Annotated in this window: 23 protein-coding genes and 1 other annotated feature; of the genes, 9 read left to right on the plus strand and 14 right to left on the minus strand. The window is 40.3% G+C overall.

The annotated features are described in order from the left end of the window. Positions 1 to 246: a sequence feature (16S ribosomal RNA rRNA prediction is too short), on the minus strand. A gap of 626 nt (positions 247 to 872) precedes the next feature. From BEGALDRAFT_RS11780 to BEGALDRAFT_RS11790, 3 genes are read right to left on the minus strand one after another with little or no spacing between them, the layout of a single operon-like run. After that, positions 873 to 2138: a hypothetical protein gene (locus BEGALDRAFT_RS11780; RefSeq protein WP_002690248.1), complete on the minus strand. Its 1266-nt coding sequence runs from the start codon at positions 2136 to 2138 to the stop codon at positions 873 to 875. A 28-nt stretch (positions 2139 to 2166) separates the two neighbouring features. Next, a complete protein-coding gene (locus BEGALDRAFT_RS11785; RefSeq protein ID WP_002690250.1) occupies positions 2167 to 4602 on the minus strand; it encodes a response regulator in 2436 nt (811 codons plus the stop codon). Positions 4603 to 4653: 51 nt separating this feature from the next. Further along, a complete protein-coding gene (locus BEGALDRAFT_RS11790) occupies positions 4654 to 7236 on the minus strand; it encodes an ATP-binding protein (RefSeq protein WP_002690252.1) in 2583 nt (860 codons plus the stop codon). 186 nt (positions 7237 to 7422) lie between these two features. On the opposite strand from BEGALDRAFT_RS11790, the gene BEGALDRAFT_RS11795 reads away from it, so the two are divergent. Beyond that, entirely contained in the window at positions 7423 to 7647 is a 225-nt protein-coding gene (locus BEGALDRAFT_RS11795; RefSeq protein WP_002690254.1) for a hypothetical protein, read from the plus strand. 79 nt (positions 7648 to 7726) lie between these two features. Here the strand turns inward: BEGALDRAFT_RS11795 and BEGALDRAFT_RS11800 are convergent, their stop codons facing one another. Then, a complete protein-coding gene (locus BEGALDRAFT_RS11800) occupies positions 7727 to 8506 on the minus strand; it encodes a thymidylate synthase (RefSeq protein ID WP_002690256.1) in 780 nt (259 codons plus the stop codon). A 36-nt stretch (positions 8507 to 8542) separates the two neighbouring features. Further along, positions 8543 to 11455 carry an insulinase family protein gene (locus BEGALDRAFT_RS11805; protein WP_002690257.1) on the minus strand — a complete coding sequence of 971 codons (2913 nt, stop codon included), beginning with the start codon at positions 11453 to 11455 and terminating at the stop codon, positions 8543 to 8545. Between the two features lie 248 nt (positions 11456 to 11703). On the opposite strand from BEGALDRAFT_RS11805, the gene ychF reads away from it, so the two are divergent. From ychF to BEGALDRAFT_RS11820, 3 genes are all read left to right on the plus strand, one after another. After that, the gene (gene ychF / locus BEGALDRAFT_RS11810) at positions 11704 to 12795 is read left to right on the plus strand and encodes a redox-regulated ATPase YchF (protein WP_002690259.1); all 1092 of its coding nucleotides are present in this window, start codon (positions 11704 to 11706) and stop codon (positions 12793 to 12795) included. 140 nt (positions 12796 to 12935) lie between these two features. Continuing rightward, the gene (locus BEGALDRAFT_RS11815) at positions 12936 to 13190 is read left to right on the plus strand and encodes a type II toxin-antitoxin system Phd/YefM family antitoxin (protein ID WP_002690261.1); all 255 of its coding nucleotides are present in this window, start codon (positions 12936 to 12938) and stop codon (positions 13188 to 13190) included. Between the two features lie 2 nt (positions 13191 to 13192). Then, on the plus strand, positions 13193 to 13579 hold the full coding sequence (locus BEGALDRAFT_RS11820) for a type II toxin-antitoxin system VapC family toxin (protein ID WP_002690263.1): 387 nt from the start codon (positions 13193 to 13195) through the stop codon (positions 13577 to 13579). Positions 13580 to 13623: 44 nt separating this feature from the next. Here the strand turns inward: BEGALDRAFT_RS11820 and ccmI are convergent, their stop codons facing one another. The 9 genes from ccmI to modB all read right to left on the minus strand — a co-directional run bounded on the left by ccmI (position 13624) and on the right by modB (position 21100). Next, positions 13624 to 14871: a c-type cytochrome biogenesis protein CcmI gene (gene ccmI, locus BEGALDRAFT_RS11825; protein ID WP_002690268.1), complete on the minus strand. Its 1248-nt coding sequence runs from the start codon at positions 14869 to 14871 to the stop codon at positions 13624 to 13626. A 113-nt stretch (positions 14872 to 14984) separates the two neighbouring features. Continuing rightward, positions 14985 to 15674: an RNA ligase family protein gene (locus BEGALDRAFT_RS11830; protein WP_002690270.1), complete on the minus strand. Its 690-nt coding sequence runs from the start codon at positions 15672 to 15674 to the stop codon at positions 14985 to 14987. A 2-nt stretch (positions 15675 to 15676) separates the two neighbouring features. Then, complete coding sequence (locus tag BEGALDRAFT_RS11835; RefSeq protein ID WP_002690272.1) at positions 15677 to 16192, minus strand: hypothetical protein; 516 nt, start codon at positions 16190 to 16192, stop codon at positions 15677 to 15679. Continuing rightward, positions 16185 to 17585 (minus strand): DUF3696 domain-containing protein, encoded by a 1401-nt coding sequence (locus tag BEGALDRAFT_RS11840; protein WP_002690274.1) that lies wholly within the window; start codon positions 17583 to 17585, stop codon positions 16185 to 16187. Before BEGALDRAFT_RS11840 ends, BEGALDRAFT_RS11835 begins: the two co-directional genes overlap by 8 nt. A 36-nt stretch (positions 17586 to 17621) precedes the next feature. Further along, positions 17622 to 18080, minus strand: a complete 459-nt coding sequence (locus BEGALDRAFT_RS11845; protein WP_002690276.1) for a cytochrome c-type biogenesis protein — start codon at positions 18078 to 18080, stop codon at positions 17622 to 17624. 4 nt (positions 18081 to 18084) lie between these two features. Beyond that, positions 18085 to 18684, minus strand: a complete 600-nt coding sequence (locus BEGALDRAFT_RS11850) for a DsbE family thiol:disulfide interchange protein (protein WP_002690278.1) — start codon at positions 18682 to 18684, stop codon at positions 18085 to 18087. A gap of 100 nt (positions 18685 to 18784) precedes the next feature. Then, positions 18785 to 19540 carry an ABC transporter ATP-binding protein gene (locus tag BEGALDRAFT_RS11855; protein WP_002690280.1) on the minus strand — a complete coding sequence of 252 codons (756 nt, stop codon included), beginning with the start codon at positions 19538 to 19540 and terminating at the stop codon, positions 18785 to 18787. Between the two features lie 68 nt (positions 19541 to 19608). Further along, positions 19609 to 20388: a molybdate ABC transporter substrate-binding protein gene (gene modA, locus BEGALDRAFT_RS11860; protein ID WP_002690282.1), complete on the minus strand. Its 780-nt coding sequence runs from the start codon at positions 20386 to 20388 to the stop codon at positions 19609 to 19611. Between the two features lie 31 nt (positions 20389 to 20419). Beyond that, positions 20420 to 21100 carry a molybdate ABC transporter permease subunit gene (gene modB / locus BEGALDRAFT_RS11865; protein WP_002690285.1) on the minus strand — a complete coding sequence of 227 codons (681 nt, stop codon included), beginning with the start codon at positions 21098 to 21100 and terminating at the stop codon, positions 20420 to 20422. Positions 21101 to 21276: 176 nt separating this feature from the next. On the opposite strand from modB, the gene BEGALDRAFT_RS11870 reads away from it, so the two are divergent. The 5 genes from BEGALDRAFT_RS11870 (at position 21277) to cowN (ending at position 26103) form a co-directional block, all read left to right on the plus strand. Beyond that, positions 21277 to 22263 carry an ATP-grasp domain-containing protein gene (locus tag BEGALDRAFT_RS11870; protein WP_002690287.1) on the plus strand — a complete coding sequence of 329 codons (987 nt, stop codon included), beginning with the start codon at positions 21277 to 21279 and terminating at the stop codon, positions 22261 to 22263. 4 nt (positions 22264 to 22267) lie between these two features. Next, positions 22268 to 23335: a hydantoinase/oxoprolinase family protein gene (locus BEGALDRAFT_RS11875; protein ID WP_002690289.1), complete on the plus strand. Its 1068-nt coding sequence runs from the start codon at positions 22268 to 22270 to the stop codon at positions 23333 to 23335. Continuing rightward, positions 23316 to 24689 carry an aminodeoxychorismate synthase component I gene (pabB, locus tag BEGALDRAFT_RS11880; RefSeq protein WP_002690291.1) on the plus strand — a complete coding sequence of 458 codons (1374 nt, stop codon included), beginning with the start codon at positions 23316 to 23318 and terminating at the stop codon, positions 24687 to 24689. Before BEGALDRAFT_RS11875 ends, pabB begins: the two co-directional genes overlap by 20 nt. Positions 24690 to 25058: 369 nt before the next feature. Further along, complete coding sequence (locus BEGALDRAFT_RS11885) at positions 25059 to 25736, plus strand: Crp/Fnr family transcriptional regulator (protein WP_157237584.1); 678 nt, start codon at positions 25059 to 25061, stop codon at positions 25734 to 25736. Positions 25737 to 25800: 64 nt separating this feature from the next. After that, positions 25801 to 26103: a N(2)-fixation sustaining protein CowN gene (gene cowN / locus BEGALDRAFT_RS11890; protein ID WP_002690301.1), complete on the plus strand. Its 303-nt coding sequence runs from the start codon at positions 25801 to 25803 to the stop codon at positions 26101 to 26103. Positions 26104 to 26391: the final 288 nt, after the last annotated feature.

The raw sequence follows: 26391 nt of genomic DNA on the forward strand, positions 1-26391 counted from the left end.
AGTGTGGCTGGTCGTCCTCTCAGACCAGCTACGGATCGTAGCCTTGGTAGGCTTTTACCCTACCAACTAGCTAATCCGACATGGGCTCATCTGTTAGCGTAAGGCCCGAAGGTCCCCTACTTTCCCCCTTAGGGATTATGCGGTATTAGCCTAAGTTTCCCTAGGTTGTCCCCCACTATCAGGCAGATTCCCATGTATTACTCACCCGTCCGCCACTCGTCGGCTTAACCCGTTACCGTTCGACTTGCATGTGTTAAGCATGCCGCCAGCGTTCAATCTGAGCCATGATCAAACTCTTCAGTTTAAACTCATGTTCATTCGCAAGCTTGCTCTTTTGACAGAGTTCTTGCCTAAAATACTTCGTTTGACGAGTTTTTTGGCAAGTACCCACACAAATTACTTGATTCTACTTTTAAAGAGCTTTATCATTAAGACTATCGCGCCTTAACTGATTTGTCATATTGATTCGCTATCATGTTTACAACTTAACGTCGTTTACTGCAGCGTTTCAAGAGAGACAACATTATATACTGCTTTTTTATTCTGTCAAGCTTTTTGTTTAACTTTTTTATCAGCTTCAAACTTTCGTTTGATACGGGTTAAACAATCCTGCTTAACTTAAGAGAGCGCATATTCTACATCTTTATTCGCCCTTGTCAACTACTTTTTTAATCTCGTTGACTTTACTTATTCGCCTTCGGCTACTGCCGTTAGCAAGTCGCTCATTATATATCACACAAACAACTTGTCAATCCTTTTTTTCCATCCGCTTTAACTTTCTCGGTCTCGCTTCGTCTTCTTACTCCGCTTAACCTCTTCACTTCCTAATTCTAACTTCTGTGCTTCGGAAAGACGCGCATTCTACTCGCATATCAGACATTGTCAACATTTTTTGCCATTAATTTAGCACTCAATGTGTGTAGTATAGCTTCTGCTGTTGGTAACTCACTCTTTAAAATGCGTTTCAATGGTAAGGAGACAACCCCATCTGTTCGGAAAAGTTGTCCAGTATGATGAATGCCAGGTGTACTAATTGGTAGGAAAATAGTTGGCTCAAATGCAAGGGTTTGTGGATATGTGTTCGCAATTAAAATTGTAGGAGTCTGTGCAGCTTCCTTTGGTAGTTTTACATCGCTAAAACTCGATAACCATATAAGTGTATCAATCTCGCCTTGTTCGAGGAGTCGCAAAGTATCAAATTGCCATACGTCATAGGTTACTTGTTCTTGTTTAAAGCCGATACGAAGTGGAAACCCTGTATGCCATGTTGTTACTTGTAGGGCAGAAACACCACCATGACTTCCCCCTAATGGGAGGGCTGCAAAACGGGTGTTTTGGTTAAGTTCTTTAACCAGTTGATAAAGCGCATTAATCAGTAAATCAGTTTGTGTTGCAGGTAGCCCTGATGTTTGCCAAACAATAACGCCATATTGTGTAGCCGTCATTTGAGTCATTAAAGATTGATAGTCTGCAACAGGAATTCCTGCAATATGTGTTTGTTGTAATGTGTGTCCTGCAAGTAATGCTCTTAATCCATTAATAACTTCAGGGAGTTGTGATAATGGGATGTTGAATGATTTTTGTGCGTACTCAACAGGCGTTCCACCTAATTGTATAAGTGAGGGTTGTTTAGGTGCATTTGTAAATAAGGTTTCTTTACGTTGTGCACATCGTTCCCATAAACGTGGATAGTAGGTTGGAATACCATCGCCAATCCATAACATGAAGTCAGCACGATTACGAACTTCTGTTAATGTAGTCGTTAAATATCCGCTGTGTTGAATTGCTAAAGTACGGGCGGATTGTTTACTACTATCTTGGTGGTCAAGAATTCCGCCTGTTTGTTCAGCCAGTTGTAGCACTGCTCGAATACCTGCAACATCAGTACCTAAGCCTGCATATAAAGGCAATTTTGCTTTTGCTAATAATTCAACAGCCGCTATTGTAGCTTCTGCTTCGCTGACAATTTGCCCTTGGATGCGAGGCTTTACTTCTGTTTGATATTGAAAGCCTTCTAAGCCTTGTTGACAGGCATGAGTGACTTTTTGAATTTGGTTATTTTCCTGATGTACTTGTAAATCATCGCATAACAAGGCGCAAAAGGGACATGTGACGTTTTCGTGTTGTGTTGCTAACATCGTAAGATTCTCCATCCTTATTGTTAATTTATTCTTGAAATTGTGCAATTTGTTCTATGGTTTGTTCTGCACAAAGTTGTAATTGTTTTAATAATTCATTGAGGTCTTGAGGGTTTCCACGCTTTTCATTAAATTCGATAAGTTCACATAAATGTGCCAGCGATTTAGCTCCGACAGTACTTGCCGAACCACGTAATTTATGTGCAATCTGGCTGACTGCTTCATTATTCTGTTGCGTGTATTGAACTAACATTTCTTTGCTGAGTTCTTCAGTTTGTTGCAAAAAAACATCGCGTAATCGCTCCCAACCGTTACCCATTGAGGTTTTCACCATACGTAAGGTTGCCATATCAACAACTTTAATATCTGGTATAGGTGCAATCAGTGATAGATTTAATGGTGGTGTAGATGTAATAGTCAAATCTACTTTTTGGTGTGTTTGGATCATCTGCCTACCCCATTTTTCCAAAATGGCATATAAATCTTCCCATCTCATGGGTTTACTTAAATAATCATCCATACCCACAGCTAAACACTTTTCCCGATCTCCTTGTAATGCATTAGCGGTCATCGCAACAATACGTAACGGATTTGTTGTATGACTTCGCGTTTGACGAATCATTTGCGTTGTCATGAAACCATCCATTTCGGGCATCTGCACGTCCATTAAAATAAGATCATAGTGATTACGTTGCAATGTATTTAATACTTCTAAACCATTACCTGCGACATCTGCTTGATAACCCATATTATTTAACATAATCAAAGCAAGTTGTTGATTAATTGGATTATCCTCTGCTAATAAAATTCTTAATGGGTAACGTTTAGCTAAATTTTTATCCGTAATTGAAGAGTTACGTTGAGCGACTTCTGGCGGGAGTTCGATATTGGCAAACAGATAATTAAAAATGTTGAGCAATGCTTGCGTCTTAAGTGGTTTTACTAGCCAAGCGGTAAATAATGCTTGTATTTCAACGTTGACATCGGTTGGACTCATAGTGGTTATCATGATTAGGGGAATATCAGGTTGTAATGACCGAACTGTACGCGCAACATGAATACCATTAATATCCATGATAAAGAAATCTAATATAATCAAATCATAATGTTGATGATTTTTTATATTTTCTAATACCTGCTCCCCTCGTGTCTCAATAGTAACTTTACATCCCCATTGTTGTAACTGTCGACTTAATGTTTTTGTATAAACTGCTTTATTATCCATTAGTAAAATATTTTTACCTTGTAATTCTTGAGCAATAATTGTTGTTCGATGCTCATCACATAACGTCTGTACTTTCTTAGTTTGAATTGTAAAAAAGAAACTAGAACCTTGTCCTGCTACGCTCTCAACCCAAATTTTGCCTGCTAATAACTCACACAAGCGTTTTGTAATTGCTAATCCTAATCCTGTACCGCCGTAATTTCGTGTTGTAGAACTATCTAATTGTGTAAAAGATTTAAATAGATAATTCATTTTATCCGTAGGTATTCCAATTCCTGTATCACGAATAATAAATTGTATTTCTATTGTTTCCTGACTTAATTCCTTTGCACTGACTTCAATAACGACACCGCCCTGACTGGTAAACTTCACCGCATTACCAATTAAATTCGTTAAAATTTGTCGAACTCGTGTTGCATCGCTTTCTATCCATTCAGGAACAGTCTTATCAAGATAAGAAATTAATTCTATTTTTTTATGATTAACCTGTTCTGCAAATAATTCTAAGGTTTCCTCCAAACACGTATAAAGAGAGAATAGGTGTGACTCTAAAGTCATATTGCCCGACTCAATTTTAGAAAAATCCAAAATATCATTAATAATCGCAAGTAACGTTTCACCACTAACACGAATCGTATTGACAAAAGCAAACTGTTCACGGGTTAAATGTGTTTCCAACAATAAACTCGTCATACCAATAACGCCATTCATTGGTGTACGAATTTCATGGCTCATCGTAGCTAAAAAATCAGCTTTCGCCTTTGCATTTAACTCAGCTAATTCCTTTGCCTGTTTTAACGCCTGATTGGTATCTTCTAACTCATTTACTTTATAACGCAACTGACTTTGTAACGACTGTAAGGCTAAATGGTTTTTAACACGGACTAAAACTTCTTCAACCTGAAAAGGCTTTGTAATGTAATCAACCCCCCCCACATGAAAAGCCTCAACCTTATCATGTAATTCCCCTAATGCACTGATAAAAATGACAGGAATATGTTGTGTCTTAACATTCGCTTTTAACTGTTTACAGACCTCATAACCATTCATTTCAGGCATATTAATATCTAATAAAATCAAATCAGGTAACATCGCATCAATAGCCGCTAAGGCTTTCTTACCTGTAGAAACAGGGCGTACACGATAACCCTCAACATTTAACATTTGCGTTAAAACCTGCAAATTAGCTAAGGTATCGTCAACAATTAAAATACTATTTTGGTTTAAATATTCTTGCATAATTATAAGTTTTAGTTGCCGTTAGCTAATTAATAATAGATGCCTATATCCTTAAATCCTATTTAATAAAAATTCTATATAATCATAATCATAATTTTGAGCACACTGCTTTAATCTATTCGCTAAGACTGGCTGACTCTCTTTAATCTGCTCAATTAATAACAATAACTCATCCAAATTTGCAGCAAGGACAGCCTGTTTACAGGCAATTAACCATTCAGAAGAATTCTCCGCTAATAATGTTGTAAAAACTCCCTCTTCTGTATTTTGTGTATCGACTTCTATCGTACTACTTTCCGTCACAACTTTTTTAGTTTTATCAACAATATTGTCTCTACCCTGCATCTCTATGACATGACTATCATTCAACTCGATGGGTAAAGTGAAAGAAAAGGTTGAACCATAACCAATCCGACTTTCAACACTTAATTTTCCCCCCAACAGTTGCACAAATTGCTGGCTAATAAACAAACCTAAACGCATCCCCTCCTGCGCCTGCTTCTTCGCACTAGACTGAAACGCCGTAAATAAGGTTGGTAACACCTGCTCGGCAATCCCCATTCCTGTATCCATAACTTGAAAGTGTACTGTCGTTTCTTCTGTACCATCAATAGATAAAGTTACACAACCCTGTTGCGTAACTTTAATCGCATTATCTACTAATTTCATCAAAACCTGCCGTAACTTATCCCCATCAGTCTTAATAAAAACAGGGACATTCTGCAAACCAATCTGCAATACAATTCCTTTCTTTTTTGCGAGCGGTAAAAATAAATGTTTTACAACATTGCACAAGTGATGCAAATCAACCTGATGCTTTTCCATCACAACTTTACCAGCCTCAATTTTTGCCATCTCCAATATATCGTTGATTAACTGCAATAAATGCTCGCCACTTTCCTTAATCAAGGATAAATTACTCGCTGTTTCTCGATTTAACTGATTGTCTAACAATAATAATTGAGAAAATCCCAAGATAGCATTTAATGGCGTGCGTAATTCATGGCTCATACTGGCTAAAAACAAATTTCGCGCTCGATTGGCTAACTCTGCCTGCTCTTTTGCCTGTACTAACGCCTGCTCTACCAGTTTCTGCTGTGTAATATCCTGCACCGTCCCCATCAGCCATAACGTATTTCCACGCTCACCGACAATACACTGATTAAATGCTTGTAAATAACGCAAACTCCCATCTGTCCGTATAATTCTAAACTCCATAGACTGTGGTACTTTTTTTAATGCCAATTCAGCAAACATCGCCATAAAAGCCGCTCGGTCATCAGGATGAACCGCACGTTCTAATAAATCATGGCTAGGCTTTAAAAAAGACTCCAACAACATTGCATAATCTTCTGGTGCAACTAAACGCGCTAATAAAGCCTGTTGAAAATTATAAGATTCAATCGGTAGCCCCAAAATCTGAAACATTTCATCAGACCAATATTCCAACCCTGTTGCAACCTCTTTTTCCCAATATCCCAACTGCGCGATTTTCTGCGCACTTAATAAACGTGTTTCACTTTGTCGTAATGCATTTTCAATATGACAGCGCACCGTTACATCTTGCACCGTTCCAAATAACTTAATAACCTGATTCGTCTCTACAGATTTAATTGGCTTAATAAATACATCATGATAAGCCATTCTGCCACTCGGTAATTTGACCTGTAAGGTTAAACGACGCGCCTCTTGTCGTTGAACCGCGAGATTTATTTCATTTTCAAATCGTTGATAACTTTCAGGTAAATAATAACGCATATTGCTTGCATAATCAGGTTCTCCCAATAACGGATCACGCTCAAACAAATTAAAAACCTGCTCAGACCACGCCAACTTATTATTTTTCAAATCAATTTCCCAATTACCAATTTGTGCAACAGCTTGAGACTCTAATAAACGGGCTTGGCTTTGTTGCAATAAATTCTTTGCTGTTTGAAAAGCAACAAGATTACGAATCAACTGCCGACTAAATGGAAAAAACAATAACCACCCTAAAATAGCAACTAACAAAATCACAAACACATCTAAGAAAAAACTGACATTACGAAAAAAACTAACATGCTCAATAGCTTCTTTTTCATACTGTGCAACAATTGCATTCATCCCTGCTAAATACAATGATTCTCCTCGCAAGAGCTTGTCTAAAGCTACTTTAACCATAGGTGTACTAAACGCACTTTTTCCATCGGACGCAAGTGCATTTACAATCACATTAATTTGTGTCGCAAGCACAATATAATCAGGCTCTAACGCAACAAATAACGTTTTAATCGCGGCTGAACTATTGATTGTCAAGCCTAAAATCGTATAAGCCGTTTTTAATGAATAATGTGACATTTGCCAATGAGAAAAATCCGTTTTTAATATTGCCCATTCTTCCTGCCAAACATCATCATCCTCATGAATAGACAAGACAAAAATTGTTTTTATAATCCGCTGGCTATACATACGTTGCTTACCTGCTGTATTAATTACAACAGCATCTTTTGTTTGCAACGATAAAAAAAACTGGATAATGCTCTGTTTTACGACTAACACGCCTAAAATAAAAATAAAAATGAAAAAATAGACATAACTTAAACGTTTAATATGACTAACCCAACGACTTTGTTCATCTATATAACGATTTAACATTAAAAATTTCTACCTATTTGCCACAACAGTGCCAAGAAAAACATCAACGTCTATTGCTTGACACATCAACAGATACTTTTAGAATTAAAGTTTATGATGACAGAATGACAAAACAAGCTAACGTTAGCTTTTTAGATAATTTCTAAATTAAACCCTTTTCTTTGACAACTACGGAGTATCCCCGTTATGAAACCGTTTGTATCAACACTTGTTAGCCTATCCCAAATGTTTGCAAGTGCTGTGATGATTGTGGTTGGTACATTTGGTTTATACATCAACATGCACGATTACACGTTGTTAACGTTTAATATTTTATTTTTAATGCTTAGTATCTACTTGTTTTTAAGACCTTTACCAATAGACGATTTAAGCAAAACGACAGAAAGAAGTTCAGGATTAAGAAAACGCTAATTTCCAGAGAATTGATGATTGCAGTGTAAGAAATAACTGATTGATTTTAAAAATCAATCAGTTATAAAATTAAAATCCCCTAAACTGCAACAGGGGCTTTAATATGTGGATGCGCCTGATAATTTAAGATAGAAAAATCTTCAAACGCATAATTGAAAATACTGGCGGGTTTACGCACAATTTCTAATGTTGGTAATGCATAAGGGGTTCTTTCTAACTGCATTTTTACCTGTTCAATATGATTCAGATAAATATGTGCATCGCCTAACGTCACAACCAATTCTGACGCGACTAAATCACATTGTTGCGCAATCATTTCTGCTAACAACGCATAAGAGGCAATGTTAAACGGCAAACCGATAAACGTATCACTACTGCGCATATACAACAATAACGATAATTTTCCTTCTGCAACATAACATTGAAATAAAAGATGGCAAGGTGGTAACGCCATCAACGCCAATTCAGGCGGATTCCATGCACTGACAATATGTCGTCGAGAATCAGGATTTTGCTTAATACCTGCAACCAATTGCTCAATCTGATTCACCCCGCCGAAATTGACCCATTGTTTACCATAGATAAACCCTAAGTCACCATCGGGCTTTGCCCACGCATCCCAAATATGCACCTCATTTTCCTGCAAATAGCGCACATTTGTTTCACCGCGCAAAAACCACAGCAACTCATAAATAATGCTGCGTAAATGCAATTTTTTCGTTGTAACTAAAGGAAAACTCTTTGTTAAATCAAAGCGCAATTGTCGACCAAATACAGAACGTGTTCCCGTGCCTGTTCTATCCGTCTTTGTTACGCCATGCTCAAGAATATCTTGCAGTAAATCTAAATAGTTTTGCATGAAAAATATCTATTAAAACAGATGGTTTACAAAATACTAAACGGTGCGCCGTTCCCACTGACCGTCTAATTTATCCAAGGCTTTTGCATCACCCAATACAGCAATACTTGCACGCTCAGATTGTAAATAAGTCATTGCAACCCGTTGTAAATCTTCAAGCGTGACCGCTAAAACTCGTTGACGCAAAGCGCGACGTTGTTCAGGGGTACGCCCAAATAAACCCGCCATAAACGCATTCACTGCTTCACCCGCAGGCGACCCAGGGCGGTCTATTCGTCCAATCACCCCTAAAATAGCCTCTTCTAACACCCGTTCATCATGTGTCGTTTGCTGTAACCATATCAAGGCATTGTCAAAATCGCGCAAACTCTCGCTTAATCGTGGGTCTCGGTAGGATAAGAAGCGAAATGCCCCTTTTTCCCCATCATAAACCGCTGTTCCCCCATACGCGCCCCCTTGCTCACGGATAACACGGTGCAAATAGCCATTACGTAAAAAATCGCCTAAAACAATCAACGCAGGTGTATCCCGATGATTTGCTGAAGTAACAGGATAGGCTTTAGCACAAAAATTCACAGAGGTAGCCGTTGCCCATGCTTGGCGGATAACCCGTTTAACAGGGGTTGGCATGTATAAAGGACTATTCGCTTTTACAGCCGGTATAGACTGCCAACACTGCTCCAATATAGTCGCCAATGTCGCACGTTGTTCAGGTTCACAAACAACCAATAATTGACGCGGAGCCGTTAAAAATGCATCACGAATTTGCGTTAATTTATCCGCAAAGGTTTTCAAGGCATTGGGACTGGTTAAACTATCATCTAACTGCCGTATCGTTAGCAACCCTTCTAAGCCATACCACCGATGAGTCATTGCCCCTGTTGGACTAATGCCCGCACTAGAAGCGACCGACACATAATTATGTCCACGCTCAGTCACGCCATTATCTTGGTCAGAACGAATCTGCTCGATAAGCTCGCGCAAGCGGTCTAATTCATCAAAACGTGCTTTGCTTAAGGTATCGCATAAAAGTTGCGCCGTTGCTTGTTGATTACGGACTAACGATTTTGTTGATAAAGTAAAGACACTGCGCACCACTTGCGGGTCATCGACACTGCTACGTATCCCGATGCGCGTACCTAATCCACCACAAATTAAAGCTTGCCATGTCGCATTTTCTCGATAATTCCGCTCGCCACAACCCACTTCACTTAAACAATCACAAAATAAAGGGACATAATCTAACAACTCAGGCGGTAACGCAGGTAAATCAATGGCAACTGTCATATAGACCATGCCATTCGTACTCCGTTCATACCATGTTGTTGGTAAATTCGCAATTGCCCGTGCTGAACCTTCAGGAATAAAAAAGTCTGCTGGTACATCGGCTAAAGTTACTTTTGGCAAAATATCAGGGTCGGAAGGTGTTTCCTGTTTTACCTTTAAGATTTTTGCCTGCTCGATTAACCGCGCTTTTTCAGCCTCGCTTAAATGGGCTTGAATCTCCGCTAACCGTGCTATTTCTTCAGTTTCTTCTTGCTTAGTTAAGGTTTTGCTAGGCTGCATGACTAAACGCAAACGATGCGGATTATCTAGCAACAATTGACGGGCTAATTGCGGAATAAACTGCGGATTTTTGCAATCTTCTCGCAACGCATTTAAAGCATCATCAATATCTAAAAAATCAATCGGGTCGCCACCGTGCAAAGTTGGGGCGACGCACTGCAATAATAATTGCAAGCCATAGGGCACACCATCGCCTGAGACTTCCCGCTGTGCTAATTCAATTTGATGTAAAACTGCATCCACTAACGACGGTTCAACCCCATTTTCAGCAACATCCTGTAAAACGTCGAAAATTAAGGCTTCTATTGCCTCCACATTCTCAGGGTTAGCCCCTTCTAAACCACAGACGAAACAACTTTCTTTCGCATTCTCATCAAAACCGCATAAAGAGGAAGGTGACAAACCTAAATCCGTTGTTTCCAACGCATGACGCAAGGGAGCGGCACTATTTTCTAACAACACCCCGCCCAATAAATCCGCGTTTAAATTTTCTCGAACATTGGTACTCTCATTCAATAACCACGCTAATAAAACATGGGTTCTATCTTCCGTTTCCTCATGTTCCCCAATCGGATACTCTAAAACCACTGATTGAGGGGCAGTAAAACGTTGCTCATTGCCTACGGATAACTGCGTATCTAAAGGCTCAAAACGCGACAAGGCACGAGTTTCAAAAAAGTCCTGATGATGCTCGGCGGATAAATCGCCATAGGTAAAAAAGGCTGCATTGCTCGGATGATAATGACTCGCATGAAACGCTTTTAGCTGTTCATGGGTTAAACTGGGAATATCAGACGGCTCACCGCCCGCATTATGATGATAGGTTGTTGTCGGATATAAATATTTATTTAAAGCGATAAGTAAGCGTTGAATGGGAGAACTCATTGCCCCCTTCATCTCGTTATACACCACCCCTTTAAACAACAAAGGCGACTGCGCATCGTCAGGCGTTGAAAATTCTAAACGATGCCCCTCCTGTGCAAAATCTAAGGGTTCTAACAAAGGAAAAAACACCGCATCTAAATACACTTGCAATAAATTATCGAAATCTTTACGGCTTTGACTCGCAAACGGATACGCTGTCCAATCACTGCCCGTGAATGCATTCATAAACGTATTTAAAGACCGTCGAGTCATCATAAAAAACGGGTCACGCACAGGATAACGCTGACTACCACACAATGCCGTATGTTCTAAAATATGCGCAACCCCCGTTGAATCCTCAGGCACGGTTAAAAATGTCACCATAAACACATTATTACTATCTTCAGCGGCTAAATGGATATGTCTAGCCCCTGTTTTTAGGTGACGATACTCTTCAAAAGTAACTTGCAAACTTACAATGGGAATACGGCGTACTAACGTAAACGCGGGATGAGTCATGCCAATGTCCTAATTAAAATCTTTAGTTTTAATAAAAATATTTCATCAATAAAAAGTTATTAACTATTCTCATTGATACAATTTACGTATTGCTGAGAACGCCCCAAAAAAGAACGTCAATATACGTCTTTTACACACGAAAATCACCGATCTAATTTACCCTCATTAACTTGTAAGAGCAGAATAGACTTTTTTACAATACCTACCCTTTTTCATTTTTTTACTACCTCACAGCGAAGCACACAACTATGGGATTCAAATGCGGTATCGTCGGCTTACCCAATGTCGGCAAATCAACCTTATTCAACGCCTTAACTAATGCCAACATCCAAGCAGAAAATTACCCCTTTTGTACAATAGACCCTAACGTCGGCGTAGTTGCTATGCCTGATGTCCGTTTAGACGCACTCGCGACAATCGTCAAACCACAGCGCGTGCTTCCCACCAGCATGGAATTTGTCGACATTGCAGGCTTAGTCGCAGGTGCGTCTAAAGGCGAAGGTTTAGGCAACAAATTTTTAGCCAATATTCGTGAAACTCAAGCCATTGCCCACGTTGTCCGCTGTTTTGAAAACGACGACATTATTCACGTTGCGGGCAAAGTCAACCCACTTGCCGATATTGAAGTCATTCACACCGAATTAGCCCTTGCCGACATGGACACCGTTGACCGCGCACTACAACGAGTTGCGAAAAACTGCAAAAGTGGGAACAAAGAAGCCCTTGCCCAAAAAAGCCTATTCGAACGACTCTTTGCCCAACTCGACGCAGGCAAAGCCGTGCGCGGGCTAAGTCTCAATGAAGAAGAACAACAATGGATTAAAGAGCTACACCTACTCACGGCAAAACCGACTGTGTACATTGCCAATGTCAACGAAGACGGCTTCGAAAACAATCCCTATTTAGACCAAGTTCGCCAACTTGCCGAACAAGAAAATGCGGTTGTTGTTCCCGTCTGCGCAAAAACTGAATCTGAATTAGTCGCCCTTGATGCCGAAGAACGACAAGAATTTTTACAAGAAATGGGGATGGATGAACCTGGTTTAAATCGCGTGATTCATGCAGGCTACCGCTTACTAGGCTTACAAACCTACTTTACTGCAGGTGAAAAAGAAGTGAGAGCATGGACAGTTGCCATCGGTGCAACCGCTCCCCAAGCCGCTGCGGTCATTCATACCGATTTCGAAAAAGGCTTTATCCGTGCTGAAGTTATCGCTTACAACGATTTCGTCGCCTACAAAGGTGAACAAGGCGCGAAAGAAGCGGGCAAATGGCGGTTAGAAGGTAAAGAGTACATTGTACAAGACGGCGACGTGATGCACTTCCGTTTTAATGTGTAACTGATAATCGACGCATTGAAAGGACAGGAAATAATAGACTGTTCTTTCAATGAATCCGTATTTTTTATAAAAACTATACTTTAATAAAGATTCAGTTCTGCAATATCACATTAATTTGCTTGTACATGAGGGGCGATAAAATGGGAAAATTTGCTATTCCTGATATTCAATTAACACTACATGTTGATAAAAATGGCATTTTAAAGCTACAACATCAATTACCTGAATATATGGCAGAACAAGATGTTGAGGTCGTCATTACGGTACACGCTAAACCCATAGAACATGCACCTAAAGCCCGTCCTTTAGGCTTGTTAAAAGGTCAATTTCAAGTGCCTGCGACATTTTTTGAACCGTTACCTTCAGAAATACTTGATGCATTTGAAGGAAAATAAATGTGGATATCTTACTCGATACACATGCATTTTTATGGCTAACTTACGATGCACCTGAATTATCCGAACAAGCAAAAATACTGTTTCGTGATGTTAATAATAATATTTATTTCAGTGTTGTTTCTGCATGGGAAATAAGCGTTAAATACCAACTGGGTAAGTTACCACTACCTAAACTCCCAATGGATTTTATTGAGGAACAACGAAATATTTATAATATAACAACGTTAGACTTAAACGAATCAAGCATTCGCTATTTACTGACCTTGCCAAATTATCACAAAGACCCTTTTGACCGTATGTTAATCTGCCAAGCCTTAACGCATGATTTAACACTATTAACAACAGATTCATTTATCAGGCAATATCCTGTAAAAACAATCTGGTAAACTCTAAGTTAGAGGGGCAACCCTGCTACCCCTCCTCAACTTAACTACTTCACCACCTTATCAATCATAATCTGAATCGGCTCAACGTGCGGTAAACTCAACGTAGAACTCTCGCCCATTAAATCGCCCATTTGTGGCATAGCGTTACCACTGGCAGAAATACGAGCGAAGACAACAACCGATTGCGCAGATGATAACTTCATCGTCGGCATTGCGCTGGTTGTATCGTCTAAAATCACATTATTAATCGGTAACTCACTCGCCTGCTTACGCACGATGGCTAAAGGCATTCGCCCCCCTTGTGCAGGACGGGCATAAATAAATAAAGTTGCATTTGCGGGCAATTGCGTTTTTAAAGAGTCAGCTAACTGCACATTGACCGATAATTGCACCGCAGCGGTATTATTACTATTACGACTACTCGCAGACTCAGCGGGTACACTGCTCATGCCCTCGCTTTGCAACAACTCCCGTGCTTGCGCAATATGTTTTTCAATAATCTGACGGTCTTCCGCTTCTTCAGGCTTTAACTGTGCTAACAAACTTTCCCAGCGTTCAATCGCTTTGCGATAATCGCCCAATTGCGCCATGGCTAAACCCGATAACCATAAGGCTTTAATATGAGTCGGTTCAAAGGCTAAGGCTTTATCCAATAATTCACTGGGTTGCCCTGTTAACTGCTCATTATTCGCCATTGCCATAGCTTCCGCTAAATCCACTAACGCGCCCGCATCCTGTTCGCCTTTTAAACGAATCACCTGATTAAATGCGGGGATAGCATCTTGATAACGCTGTAATACCATATAAGACCGTCCCAACATCTGCCAGCCGACAGGGTCATCGGGATTGTCCTGCATTTTCTTTGCGAGTTTTTCCACCATTTGCGGAAACTCCGCCATTTTCTCGCTCATCATTGGATTTTCTGCTTTTGCAGGCGGTTCAATTAAATCAGGTGTACCAAATTCATAATAAAGCCCAGTCGCCAGCAGTGGCACGAACAGCAAGACAATGACACTTGCCCAACGAGCGCGTGCTTGCATCATCGCTTGTGAACCACTTTTTAATTCTGTACTTAACGTTTTCTGCAATTCTTGTTTCGCAATCTCTTTTTGCGCAACGCTTAACGTTTCATCTGCATCAATATCTCGACATTTTTCTTTATAAATCGCCACATTCATGGCGTTAATGCTTTGCGTTTCACTGGGTAAACTCGTCCGTCGAAAAAAAGGCGGAATAACAAAAGCTAAAGCAAGCAACGTTAAAAGACTCGCAGAAATCCAAAAGGTCAGCATGAATAAATCCTAAGTAAAAAAGTAGATAGCGTAAGCATGTTGGCTTAATCGCTGATGAAGGTAGTCATAGAAAGGGGAAACGCTTAGTCGATGGTTATGGTTAAAGCGTGCATTTAATTATCGTTAACAGCTAGATGATTCCAAATAATATTTTTCTTCGTCCAGTGTTCATCTATTTGTTGAATAAAGTTTGGGGCAACTAATTTTGCACGCATATTTAACCAATGTTCAGATTCTTGACGAATAATTAAGCCTTCGCGTTTGTGATATGAATAACAGCTTTGTTTATCCAATAATTTTTTTAACTCTTGTTCTGTTATTTTTCCTTTAAATAAACAGGAAACATGGTTTAAATTTAAAGTTTTTACTAACTCATTACGTCGCGTTGTACTCCAAAACTGATGCGTATAATAATCATAAACATCAAACACTAAGAACCAATCTGGCAATTGTTCATAATATACGCTATGACAAGCTGCGCACCACTCCCCGAATAAAATTAAGTTATGCGTTAATGTATTTACTAAATCATAGTGATGTTGTGCTAACCATTGTTTTAGTTTTCTAAACTGCCCACTAAATGGCTCTTTTAGGTATTGCCCACGGTTTTGTATTTGTAGATTTCCTTGTGCATCTACAGAAATACCTAAATTAGCCCCATCTATTTTTTCTTCTATAATAACTTCACTGTTTAATAAAGTAGTTACTTCTATCTTTTCTAGTAGTTTATCGTTTCTTGGTATGCTAGTTCCTAGCCAGATAAGATGTGGTGTGTGTGGAAAACGAAAGAAGGGCTGTTGCATCTTTATTTTTTGCTCAACTTTTTTTCTTTAGGAAATTTTTTATTGTAAAACTTACGAATGTCTTCTGGGCATAAAAATTCAACGGTGATTCCTCTTTCTAAAAGCTCATTTTCCCAGTTTAACCATTTACAATCTGTTGCTTGTAATATCTTCGGTTTATTAGGATGTGCATTAGCTACAGTAACAAATTTTTTATCTGGTTCGTCAAAATTAGATAATTCACCGTTAAAAACAAAGTTATTACCTTCAATGGATACTTGTTGACAATATTTTTCATTTTGTTCGTTTTGGAGTAACCATTTTAAGAAGACATCTCCTGCATCTTTACTTTTTTTAGAATTAAGTTTCTTTCCATATTCTTTTAAAATTAAATAGCTATCATCAATAACAACGCAGCCTTTTTGTTGTATATCTGTTAGTTTTTTAATGCATGCTAAAAAACAATCGTCAGAAACATCATCATGTACCTCGTTTGCAACCAGCAGCACATTTGTATCAATGACATAATAATTAGGCATTCTTTTTATTGCCTTCTTTTCTTTTTTTATCAATAGCGGCTTTTTTTCTTGCAAAGATTTCTCCCATTTCATTGCCAAAGAAGTTATCGGGCCAGTTTTTTATGTTGCCAAACAAATCTAACTCCAGTGGTTCTAATTGTGCTGTTCCTGCCTCTCTTTTTACAAAATACATAGCAATATCATCTTGCTTTAATTTATCTTCTGCAATACGCCGTTGAATACGTGTTAATAAGTGTTCAGAGTGACTTTCAATAATCAATTGTGTATTGCGTGGTTTTCCATTTTCCCTAGCGTAAATAGCAGAAATAAATACGTCTGCAAGTTCTGCCTGTACTTGTGGATGTAGGTGAATCTCTGGTTGTTCCATTAATACCGTTGAGTTTGGTGGACAATAGAACGATTGCACTAAAGCAGGCAAAACTTGCGATACACCAAAGCCAACGTCTGTAATCTTTACTTCTGAATCAGAACCATGTGTTTTAACTAAAACCTCATATTCTTTTCGTCCATCAGCAATAGGTTTTACAGTAAAACTATCAATAATTCCTAAATCTTTTAACCAACTTGCAATAAATTCATTAAAAGCTTGTAATCGCTGTTTTCCGCGACGATTCAGTTTTCTTTCTCCCATTCTTGTTGCGGCAAGAATAGCGGCAATAGAAAACTCACCTTTTGAGCCAACACTCTCTGGAATGTCCCCTGACCACTGGTAAATACGGCGTGGATATTCTCGCAATGGTCCTAAGTAATATAAACGGTTTAAAACTGCTTCTGTTTCTAATGAAAAATCTATAATAAAATCAGAATTTTGAAAATATGCTCGGCTTTGATCTGAAATTCGATAAAACTTATCTAACTCATCTAATGACCATACTCGTCCCATTTTTCGGACTAAGTTAAATGGCGTAACATTCAGAGAAATTTTTCCATTTTGATTTGAATAAGTAACATGTAATTTTTCTTCATCATTTATTTTTGTATCTCTAAAAGAAAACTCTAATTTACTGACTTGAGGTTGTTCCGCTTTATTGGCTAATAAAGTTGTATTTAGACTCAGTTTATTTCCTCGATATTCTTTTTCTTGCGTTGAGTCCCTTACCACTAATTCTTTAGGAAGTAACCATGAAAGCTCAAACGATAAAGGTTGAGCTAAATCATGTTTATAAAGGCACTCCTTAAAAGTTCCTAAATCAATGAGTGTTGTATCATCGCCTAAATGTAAAGCTCTTTTTCTATCTGCTGATAAAGCAGTTTGCTTAAGTGCTAATAACAAATGCCCAATACTACTTTTACCCGCACTATTTGCACCAAAAATAATAGTTAATGGTGCTAATTTAATAACACCAGTATCTTTCCAAGCCTTAAAATTTTGAATGTGTAGCGAAGTTAGCATTATGTTTTACAATTAAAGTGTTAATAAAAAGCCGAATTACTCCCCTAACGCCTCTTTAACCCGTTTTTGCTCCTCTTCTGATAAGGTCGGGGGCGTGGTGGTTATTTTGGCGTGGTGGCGGATGAATAGGAATAAGACAATGATAGCAATGATAATTAAAGCAATCGGAGCTGCCCACAAAATCAGAGTTTTAGACTTTAAGGGGGGGTTGTAAAGGACGAAATCGCCGTAACGTTCGGTTAAAAAAGCGGTAATTTGTTCGTCACTTTCTCCCGCTTGCATTTTTTCGCGGATTAAATCGCGCATGTCTTGTGCTAATTCTGCGTCTGAATCAGCTAAGGATTGGTTTTGACAAACCACACAGCGTAATTCGGCAATCAGGGCTTTAAAGCGTTGTTCTTTTTCAGAATCATTAAAATAAATATTGGGTTTATCGACAGCGTAGCCGAATAGGGGTAAACAACAGAGAAATAGGAGTAAATAAATATGTTTCATAAAGTTAGCTGTCTTGTAGTTGTTTAATCAGCGGTAGAATTTTCTTTTCTAAATCTTCAACAGTTATCGCGCCGATGTGTTTGTAGCGGATAATCCCTTGTTTATCAATGATAAATGTTTCTGGTGTGCCTGATAAGCCTAAATCCATGCCGACTCGTCCATTAGCGTCGACGGCATTGGCTAGGTAGGGGTTGCCTTCGCGTTGTAGGAGTTGTTTGGCTTCGGCTTCGGTGTCTTTGTAGTTTAAGCCGTAAATGGGGATGTTGGTGTTTTTTGCCAATTGCATTAATAAAGGGTGTTCGTATTTGCAGGTGACGCACCATGAAGCCCATGCATTAAACAGGGAGACTTTGCCTTTAAATTCGTCTTGGGTAAATTGTTGGTCAGGTTTTTCTAGTTGGGGCAGGGAAAAAGCGGGGGTGGGTTTGTTTAGCAGGGTTGAGCCTAAATCACGGGGGTTGAGTCCTAAACCGATGTAGAGAAAAACGGATAAAACGATAAAAATACCTAATGGAACAAAGTAGCGTAGCATACAAATACCTGATAATAATAAGGCTTTTTTAGCAATCATGTTGGGGTGGTTATCAGCGGGTAAGCGTAGCATATAACGCAGGTTTCTGACAGTTTCCACCCTTGAATGAGAATAGGTAATGTATTGAATTCGTGTATAACTTAGAACTTATTTAACAATTGATTAGCTGGGTTTAGGCTTCGTTAAGGGCTTCGTGGTTGCTTAACATTAAATTTGTGATAGATAAATCGGGGGTTTCGCGGATACGGTTTTTATGGTTATAAATTTGTTGGGCTTTGCCATCGTCGATAATAACGACGGTCTCGCCAAATGCGTCAACATCGGCTTGGTCGTGGGTGATGATAACGACAGGGGTGTTAAAGAGTTTTTGAATTTGTAGGAGTTCATTACGCATTTTGGTACGTAATAGGGGATTTAAGGCGGCGAAGGGTTCGTCTAGGAGAAGTAGGTTGGGTTTGCAGACAAGGGCGCGGGCAAGGGCAACCCGTTGTTGTTGTCCGCCTGAGAGGGAGCGGGGGAAGCTGTTGGCAAGGTTGGATATTTCGAAGAGGTGCATGATGTCTTGCACACGTTGTTGTTCGGCTTTGTTAAGTGACCATTGCCAGAATTTTTTAAGTCCAAAACCGATATTGTCCATGACTGTGAGGTGCGGAAAAAGGGCGTAGTTTTGGGGAAGGTAGCCAATGTTGCGGCAGTGTACAGGGATATTAATGTGGGTTTGGCTATCAAATAGGATGGTATTGTTAATGGTTATTGTGCCTTGTTCGGGGGTAATCAGTCCTGCGATAGATTGTAAGGTCAGGCTTTTACCCGCGCCTGAGGGGCCAAAAAGGACGAGAAAATTGGTGCTTGCTTGGAATTGAACGTTAAGTTCAAAGCGGCGATGTTTCTCGATAAGGTGTTTTCTGATGTTGACATTAATAGCCATGATATTGCCGTCCTCTTGCAGTGAAGGCAATTGCCCCCACTGTTTTTAATCTAACTGTCTAAATTAATTTACTTTGTATCTGGTTTGCTAAAACCAAAAGTCGTTAAAATTTTCAGACCTTCTTCGGAGCGGACGAGGTTAATGAAGGCTTCGGCAAGGTCTTTTTGTTGGCTATCTGTGACAATAGCAATGGGGTAAAGAATGGGGGTGTGATTGCCTAAGGTAGCAACAACTTTCACTTTGTCTTTAGCAACAAGTGCGTCAGAGGCGTAAACAAAGCCTGCATCGACTTCGGCTTTTTGCACGTAATCTAAAACTTGGCGGACAGAATCGGCATAGATGAATTTGGGTTTTAATATGTCGATGAGTTTGTCCGTGGTTAAGGATTCGGTGGCATAGCGTCCAGCGGGGACGTTGTCGCTACCAATACCGATTTTTTTTACAGTGTCGCCCGTGAGTTGTTGAGTGCTGGTTAGTCCGAGTTGGCTGTCAGTCGGTACAACCATCACGAGGCTATTGCTGACGAAAATCTTAACGGATTCACCAAGTAGGGCTTTGCTGTCAACGCCTTTTTTGACGGTGGCTTCATCCGCAGAGGCGAATACGTCGGCAGGCGCACCTTTTTCAATTTGTTGGAGGAGGTTGTTGGAGGCGGCGAAATTGAACACAACTTTTACGCCTTTTTCACTTTCGAATTTTTTGCCTAATTCTTTAAAGGCGTTGGTTAAACTAGCAGCAGCTGATACGACTAATTCATTTTCAACCGTATAACCTAGTGCAGACCAGCTTAAGGTAAGGGCTAGGGCGGTAAACTTAATCCATTGTTTTGCTTTAGGTAAATGTAACATGCATAAACTCCTTGTTATGTGTGAGGAAAAATTACCAGTGGTTGCTTTTGAGTAAACGGCTCGCAATGACTAAAACGGTGATGCAGACGATAGAGGTAATCAGAACAAGCACGTTTGCAAGTGAGTCGTTACCCGCTTGTACTGCGTCATAGACGGCAAGGGAAAGGGTTTGGGTACGTTCTGGAATATTGCCCGCAACCATGAGGGTTGCGCCGAATTCGCCCATCGCACGGGCAAAAGCGAGCATTGTGCCTGCGAGAATGCCACGCCACGCTAGTGGGAAAGTGACGCGGAGAAAAACGGCAATGCGATTTTGTCCGAGGGTTTTGGCGACGTTTTCAAAGTTGGCATCGACTCCTTCAAAAGCGGCACGTGCTGATTTAAAGACAAGGGGATAAGAGACGACAGCGGAGGCAATGACTGCGCCATGCCAGTTAAAAATCAGGGTATAGTTAAAGTGTTCGAGCAGAAATCCACCAAGCCAGCCTTTTTTTCCAAAGATGGTGAGTAGGTAAAAACCAAGGACTGTGGGCGGTAAGACCATTGGGAGGGTAAGAAATGCATCTAGCACTTCTTTTCCCCAGAATTGAGTGCGGGCGAGTAAATAACCGAGTGCAATGCCAATCATGAAAGCAATTAAGGTGGCGATACTCGCTACTTTTAAGGTTAACCAAAGGGGTAACCAATCAATTTCTGACCAAGCTGAAAACATGAGAGGAAATATTCCTGATTAAGACAGAGGGATATATATTAAAATATATAACGCTATTTATGTTAAAAATGGGCTGAAATGTCAAGTACACAGGTTTGTGACGAATTGATGACAGTGGCAGTTTACTTGATGTTTTTTAGATAAATAAATCGCTTGGCTAACTGAAATTTAAAAAAATGCGCTTATTTATTTTCGAATTTGTGAGTAGTGGATATTTATTGAATCAGCCCTTGCCGACGAGTTTAACGGCAGAGGGAGAATTGATGTTGCGTTGTTTATTAAATGACGCATTAGAGATGCAATGGCATGATAAAATTGAAATATGTACTTTGCGTGACCATCGTTTGCCTGCATTAACGTATCCCATCAAGGTTTATACGGCACATTCAACCAATGAAGCCCGCGCCCATTGGCAAACGGCTTTATTATGGGCGGATAATGTGCTGGTTGTCGCGCCAGAAACTGAAGATGTTTTGGCAACTTTTAGTCAGTCTGTATTAGAGGCAAAAAAAGGGTTATTAGGTTGTTCACCGAACGCTATTCGTTTAACAACGAGTAAACGGCAAACGGCTTTATTATTAGCAAAACATCAATTACCAACTATTCCAACCTATCAACCACGCCAAGCTTTTCCAGATAATTCAACAGGCTGGATTATTAAACCTGATACAGGCGCAGGTTGTGAACATACTTTTTTCTGTCAAGAACGCGCCAATATTCGCCAATATTTGCCACGTGTTCCAAATCCCATTATACAACCGTATATTCAAGGAGATGCAGCGAGTTTAACTTTATTAACAGATGGCATATCTTGTCGGTTAGCAGCGGTGAATAAACAAGGGATTCAATGGGATGATAAGCAAAAATTATACTTATCCCATGTTACTGTTAACGCGCTTTATCCATTTGCAAGCCGTTTTCAGCCCTTGTTAGACTGTCTTTGTAGCGCGATAACAGGACTATGGGGATGGATTGGGATTGATGTCATTATTACTGAAACAGGTTATGCCATTATAGAAATAAATCCGCGTTTAACAACAAGTTACGCGGGTCTAGGCAAATCCTTACAAGCAAATCCACTTTTCTTACTATTACAGTTATCACAGACAAAAGATGTTTTAAATACGCCATTAGCACATAACCCTGTTTTGTTAGGAATTTAGAAGAATGTCAAATAACGCCATCATAGGCTGGGATGTTGGAGGGGCGCATTTAAAGGTTGCCTATATAGATAAAGCAGGTCAGTTACAATCAGTAAAACAATATCCTTGTCCACTTTGGCAAGGTTTAGACTATTTACACAATGCGATTACTGAAGCCCTTACAACCTTACCCTATACGCCTCAATCTACCCTGCACAGTGTGACCATGACGGGAGAACTCGTCGATTTATTTCCAGACCGTGCAACAGGCGTGCGAGAACTCATCCGCGCCTTAGCTCAACACCTTGAAGAACCAAATTTATTTTTTTTCGGCGGAACAGGTGGACTCCTCACCGCTGAACAAGCCATGCAACACACAGAAGCCGTTGCTTCTGCTAATTGGTTAGCAACAGGTTTATTAGTCGGGCAAAATCTTGAGCAAGGTTTACTCATCGACATTGGTAGCACAACAACGGATTTACTCCTGATTAAACAAGCAACAATCAATCATCGGGGTTATAGCGATTTCGAACGGATGCAAGCAGGTGAATTAGTTTATACAGGCGTTGTTCGCACCCCCTTAATGGCGATTACGGATAAAGTCCCCTTTTTCGGCGCGTGGCAACCCCTCATGGCAGAATATTTTGCAACAACTGCCGATATTTACCGATTAGTTGGCGAATTAGACGAAACATTAGACCAAATGCCAACCGCTGACGGACAAGGTAAAACATCACTAGACAGTGCCCGCCGTTTGGCGCGTATGCTCGGCGTAGATGTCAGCATTGCCGATTTAGGTAAATGGCAAACGGTCGCCACCTACCTGATTAACTGCCAAGCCCGACGCATCATGGATGCGATAGATGTCCAGCTCTCCCGCCAACTTCTCCCCCCCCAAGCCCCTTTTATTGGAGCAGGAGCAGGTAACTTTGTTGTGCGTCAACTAGCCACATGGTACAAACGCCCCTTTATCGACTTTGCCGAACTTATTCAAATTAACGACCCCGCACTACATCGACTAGTCACACTCTGCGCCCCTGCGGTTGCCGTTGCCTACCTTGCGAGAATATGGAATGACTACTGCTCGCGTTGAATCCCTGCCCTATCTTGCCGACATCAGCCCCTACTTCACCCACTTTGCCGACCAAGCATGGAGTGTTCTACTCGATAGTGGTGGACGTGGACGCTACGACATCATCAGCGCAAACCCTTATTGCACGCTCACCACGCAACAAGGCATCACCACGATTCAACACCGCGACCACCAACAACACAGCCAACGCGACCCATTCACCCTCCTACGCGAACAACTCGGCGAACTAACCCCAAGCCTGCCCAATATCCCCTTTTGTGGTGGTGCAATGGGATACTTTGCCTATGATTTAGGACGTTATTTAGAAAAACTCCCCAACATCGCCCAACCGTTGGCAAATTTGCCAGATATGGCGGTAGGTCTCTACGATTGGGCAATTGTGACAGACCACCAACAGCAACAAACATGGCTGGTCGGGCAAGGGCGCGACCCTGTTACCGTGCAAGGTTGGGACAGTTTACGGCAACAACTACACACACTCGCCACAAACTTATCCCCCACAGGGGCAAACGTTACAACAACATCACCACTGCATCCCCTCGCGCCGATTAGCTCTAATATGAGCAAAGCAAACTATGCACAAGCCTTTCAACAAGTTAAAGCCTATATTCAAGCGGGAGATTGCTATCAAATTAATCTCGCTCAATGTTTTAGCTTACCCGTGATGGGCGACGCATGGGCAGGCTATCAACAATTACGGGCGCAAAACCCCGTTCCTTATGGCGCGTTTTTAAACTACCCGTTTGCAACCGTACTGAGTTGCTCGCCTGAACAATTTCTTGCCGTAACCCCACAAGGACAGGTACAAACCAAACCCATCAAAGGCACACGCCCACGTCATTCCAACCCAGAGCAAGACCTTGCCCTTGCCCAAGATTTACAACACAGCCTTAAAGACCGTGCTGAAAATCTGATGATTGTGGACTTATTACGCAATGACTTAAGCAAAACTTGCCAACAAGTCCGCGTGCCTGAATTATTCGCGCTAGAAAGTTTTGCAACCGTGCATCATCTGGTCAGCACGGTGACAGGGCAATTAAGACCGCAATATCATGCAACAGATGTTTTAAAAACCTGTTTCCCAGGCGGCTCAATTACAGGCGCGCCAAAAATTCGGGCAATGGAAATTATTGATGCCTTAGAACCACATCGACGCGGGGTATATTGTGGCAGTATTGCCTATATCAGCTTTGATGGGGGGATGGACAGCAATATAGCCATTCGAACAGCAATTCATCAAAATGACACGCTACGCTTTTGGGCAGGTGGGGGCATTGTTTACGATTCAATGCTAGAGAGCGAATATCAAGAAACCTTTGATAAAGCAAAGGCATTTTTAAAATTTTTTACGTAACATAACTTGAGTTCGGCGAGATTTATAAAATAAAACAGATACCTGCTAGGTTTTGAAAACCTAGCAGGTCTTTTTTTGTCTGAATCAGAATTCACAGAATTTTCAGAATTAAAAACAATTAAAAACATAATTTTTATTCTTTTAATTTTCTTGTCTTTTTAATTCTGTTAATTCTGAAAATCCTGATTCAGACAAGCTGTTGTCTTTTTAAAAGAAACTCGCCGAACTCAGGTTAACATACATTAAAATACAGATACCATGTTACGCGGTAGTATAGTAAACGTACCACAAAGTGATTTAAATTTAGGACTAGCAGTCCTTCGCATCGTTTTATAGTGTGTTTACTATATCTGTCGCTGTGACTCTTTTGTGCCTAGACTCAATCTGACACGATTACCACTTAACCAATGGACATTCCTTAAACCCATGCGCCATAGCAAAAGTGACTGGTTACCCGCTTTAACAGAAGGGATAACTAAAACTTATCAAACTGGTGAGATTATCTGCCGTCCTGAAAAAAGTGCAGATCAATTCTTTATCGTGCAACAAGGCGAAGCGCGTATTTATCTTTGTACCGACAATAAAGAGCTTACCATTGGCTATTTAAAACCGAATAGCATTTATGTCACACATACCCGCGCATGGATAGAAGCGATGACAGAAACCACTATTAAAATCTGGTCGATTAGTCAATTAAAAACCATCATTACCCTGAACGCCAATATTGCCTTATCTGCAATGCAAGAAATTGGCACGATGCTACGCAATACCCTAGATATTATTGAAAATCTCGCGTTTCGCTCAGTAGAATCACGTCTTGCTTATTACCTTCTACTGGAATATCACCAGCAAAAACAAACGACGATAACAATCACAGGTAATACCGAAATTCTGGCAAGCCTACTAGGCACTTCCCGCCAAACCCTTTCTACGATTCTGAATCGTCTTATCAAAGATAACGTAATACAACGCACAGACCGCCAACGCCTCACCCTGCTTAAACTTGATTATCTTGAGCAACTCGCAACAGGAATGTCAGCTAGCTGACAGAATCGAGAAAAAAATCCCGTTAGACTGCTTCACGTATCGTTTTTATAAAAAGGAAAATATCGTGGAGACAAACAGCAACTCAACGACTGTACAAACCGACCGTTATATCAGTTTTTTAGGCATTAGCTGCGACGCAAATGCAGATCAATTACTTGCCTGTGTAGAAGCTCACATTGAAGCAGGACATGGCGATGCCCGTTGGCATGTCTATTTTCAACAAAAGCGCGTCCAACAAGCGAAGATGCAACACGACAACCTATATTTTGTTGGAAGTCAAATGAATAACTTACGCAGTTATTTAGAACAATGTCAGGATGTTGAAGCCTTAGAATTGCTGTGGCGATTAGAACAAGAATGTTGTTAAGCTGAATCGAGTTAAATTAACCTGAGTACGGCGAGATTCTTTTAAAAAGACAACAGCTTGAATGTTGTAGGGTGGAATAGCGAAGCGTATTCCACCTTGAAATTCTGCAAAAACTGAGCAAAAACAGATTATAAATCGTAGGGTGGAATACGCTTCGCTATTCCACCCTACATTTTTTAGTTGAAAAATTCTAAAAGGTTTTCGCCACTCGCCGAACTCGCGTTAGCAGGTCTATTTTTTATCTGAATCAGAATTCACAGGATTAAATTGAAAAGCATGATTCACTTT

Origin of the sequence: Beggiatoa alba B18LD, from assembly GCF_000245015.1 — a bacterium.
Taxonomy (GTDB): domain Bacteria; phylum Pseudomonadota; class Gammaproteobacteria; order Beggiatoales; family Beggiatoaceae; genus Beggiatoa; species Beggiatoa alba.

Coding starts and splice junctions, on each gene's coding strand:
- BEGALDRAFT_RS11780 (WP_002690248.1), bottom strand. CDS start 2,138: ATGTTAGCAACACAACACGAAAACGTCACATGTCCCTTTTGCGCCTTG.
- BEGALDRAFT_RS11785 (WP_002690250.1), bottom strand. CDS start 4,602: ATGCAAGAATATTTAAACCAAAATAGTATTTTAATTGTTGACGATACC.
- BEGALDRAFT_RS11790 (WP_002690252.1), bottom strand. CDS start 7,236: ATGTTAAATCGTTATATAGATGAACAAAGTCGTTGGGTTAGTCATATT.
- BEGALDRAFT_RS11795 (WP_002690254.1), top strand. CDS start 7,423: ATGAAACCGTTTGTATCAACACTTGTTAGCCTATCCCAAATGTTTGCA.
- BEGALDRAFT_RS11800 (WP_002690256.1), bottom strand. CDS start 8,506: ATGCAAAACTATTTAGATTTACTGCAAGATATTCTTGAGCATGGCGTA.
- BEGALDRAFT_RS11805 (WP_002690257.1), bottom strand. CDS start 11,455: ATGACTCATCCCGCGTTTACGTTAGTACGCCGTATTCCCATTGTAAGT.
- ychF (WP_002690259.1), top strand. CDS start 11,704: ATGGGATTCAAATGCGGTATCGTCGGCTTACCCAATGTCGGCAAATCA.
- BEGALDRAFT_RS11815 (WP_002690261.1), top strand. CDS start 12,936: ATGGGAAAATTTGCTATTCCTGATATTCAATTAACACTACATGTTGAT.
- ccmI (WP_002690268.1), bottom strand. CDS start 14,871: ATGCTGACCTTTTGGATTTCTGCGAGTCTTTTAACGTTGCTTGCTTTA.
- BEGALDRAFT_RS11830 (WP_002690270.1), bottom strand. CDS start 15,674: ATGCAACAGCCCTTCTTTCGTTTTCCACACACACCACATCTTATCTGG.
- BEGALDRAFT_RS11835 (WP_002690272.1), bottom strand. CDS start 16,192: ATGCCTAATTATTATGTCATTGATACAAATGTGCTGCTGGTTGCAAAC.
- BEGALDRAFT_RS11840 (WP_002690274.1), bottom strand. CDS start 17,585: ATGCTAACTTCGCTACACATTCAAAATTTTAAGGCTTGGAAAGATACT.
- BEGALDRAFT_RS11845 (WP_002690276.1), bottom strand. CDS start 18,080: ATGAAACATATTTATTTACTCCTATTTCTCTGTTGTTTACCCCTATTC.
- BEGALDRAFT_RS11850 (WP_002690278.1), bottom strand. CDS start 18,684: ATGCTACGCTTACCCGCTGATAACCACCCCAACATGATTGCTAAAAAA.
- BEGALDRAFT_RS11855 (WP_002690280.1), bottom strand. CDS start 19,540: ATGGCTATTAATGTCAACATCAGAAAACACCTTATCGAGAAACATCGC.
- modA (WP_002690282.1), bottom strand. CDS start 20,388: ATGTTACATTTACCTAAAGCAAAACAATGGATTAAGTTTACCGCCCTA.
- modB (WP_002690285.1), bottom strand. CDS start 21,100: ATGTTTTCAGCTTGGTCAGAAATTGATTGGTTACCCCTTTGGTTAACC.
- BEGALDRAFT_RS11870 (WP_002690287.1), top strand. CDS start 21,277: ATGCGCTTATTTATTTTCGAATTTGTGAGTAGTGGATATTTATTGAAT.
- BEGALDRAFT_RS11875 (WP_002690289.1), top strand. CDS start 22,268: ATGTCAAATAACGCCATCATAGGCTGGGATGTTGGAGGGGCGCATTTA.
- pabB (WP_002690291.1), top strand. CDS start 23,316: ATGACTACTGCTCGCGTTGAATCCCTGCCCTATCTTGCCGACATCAGC.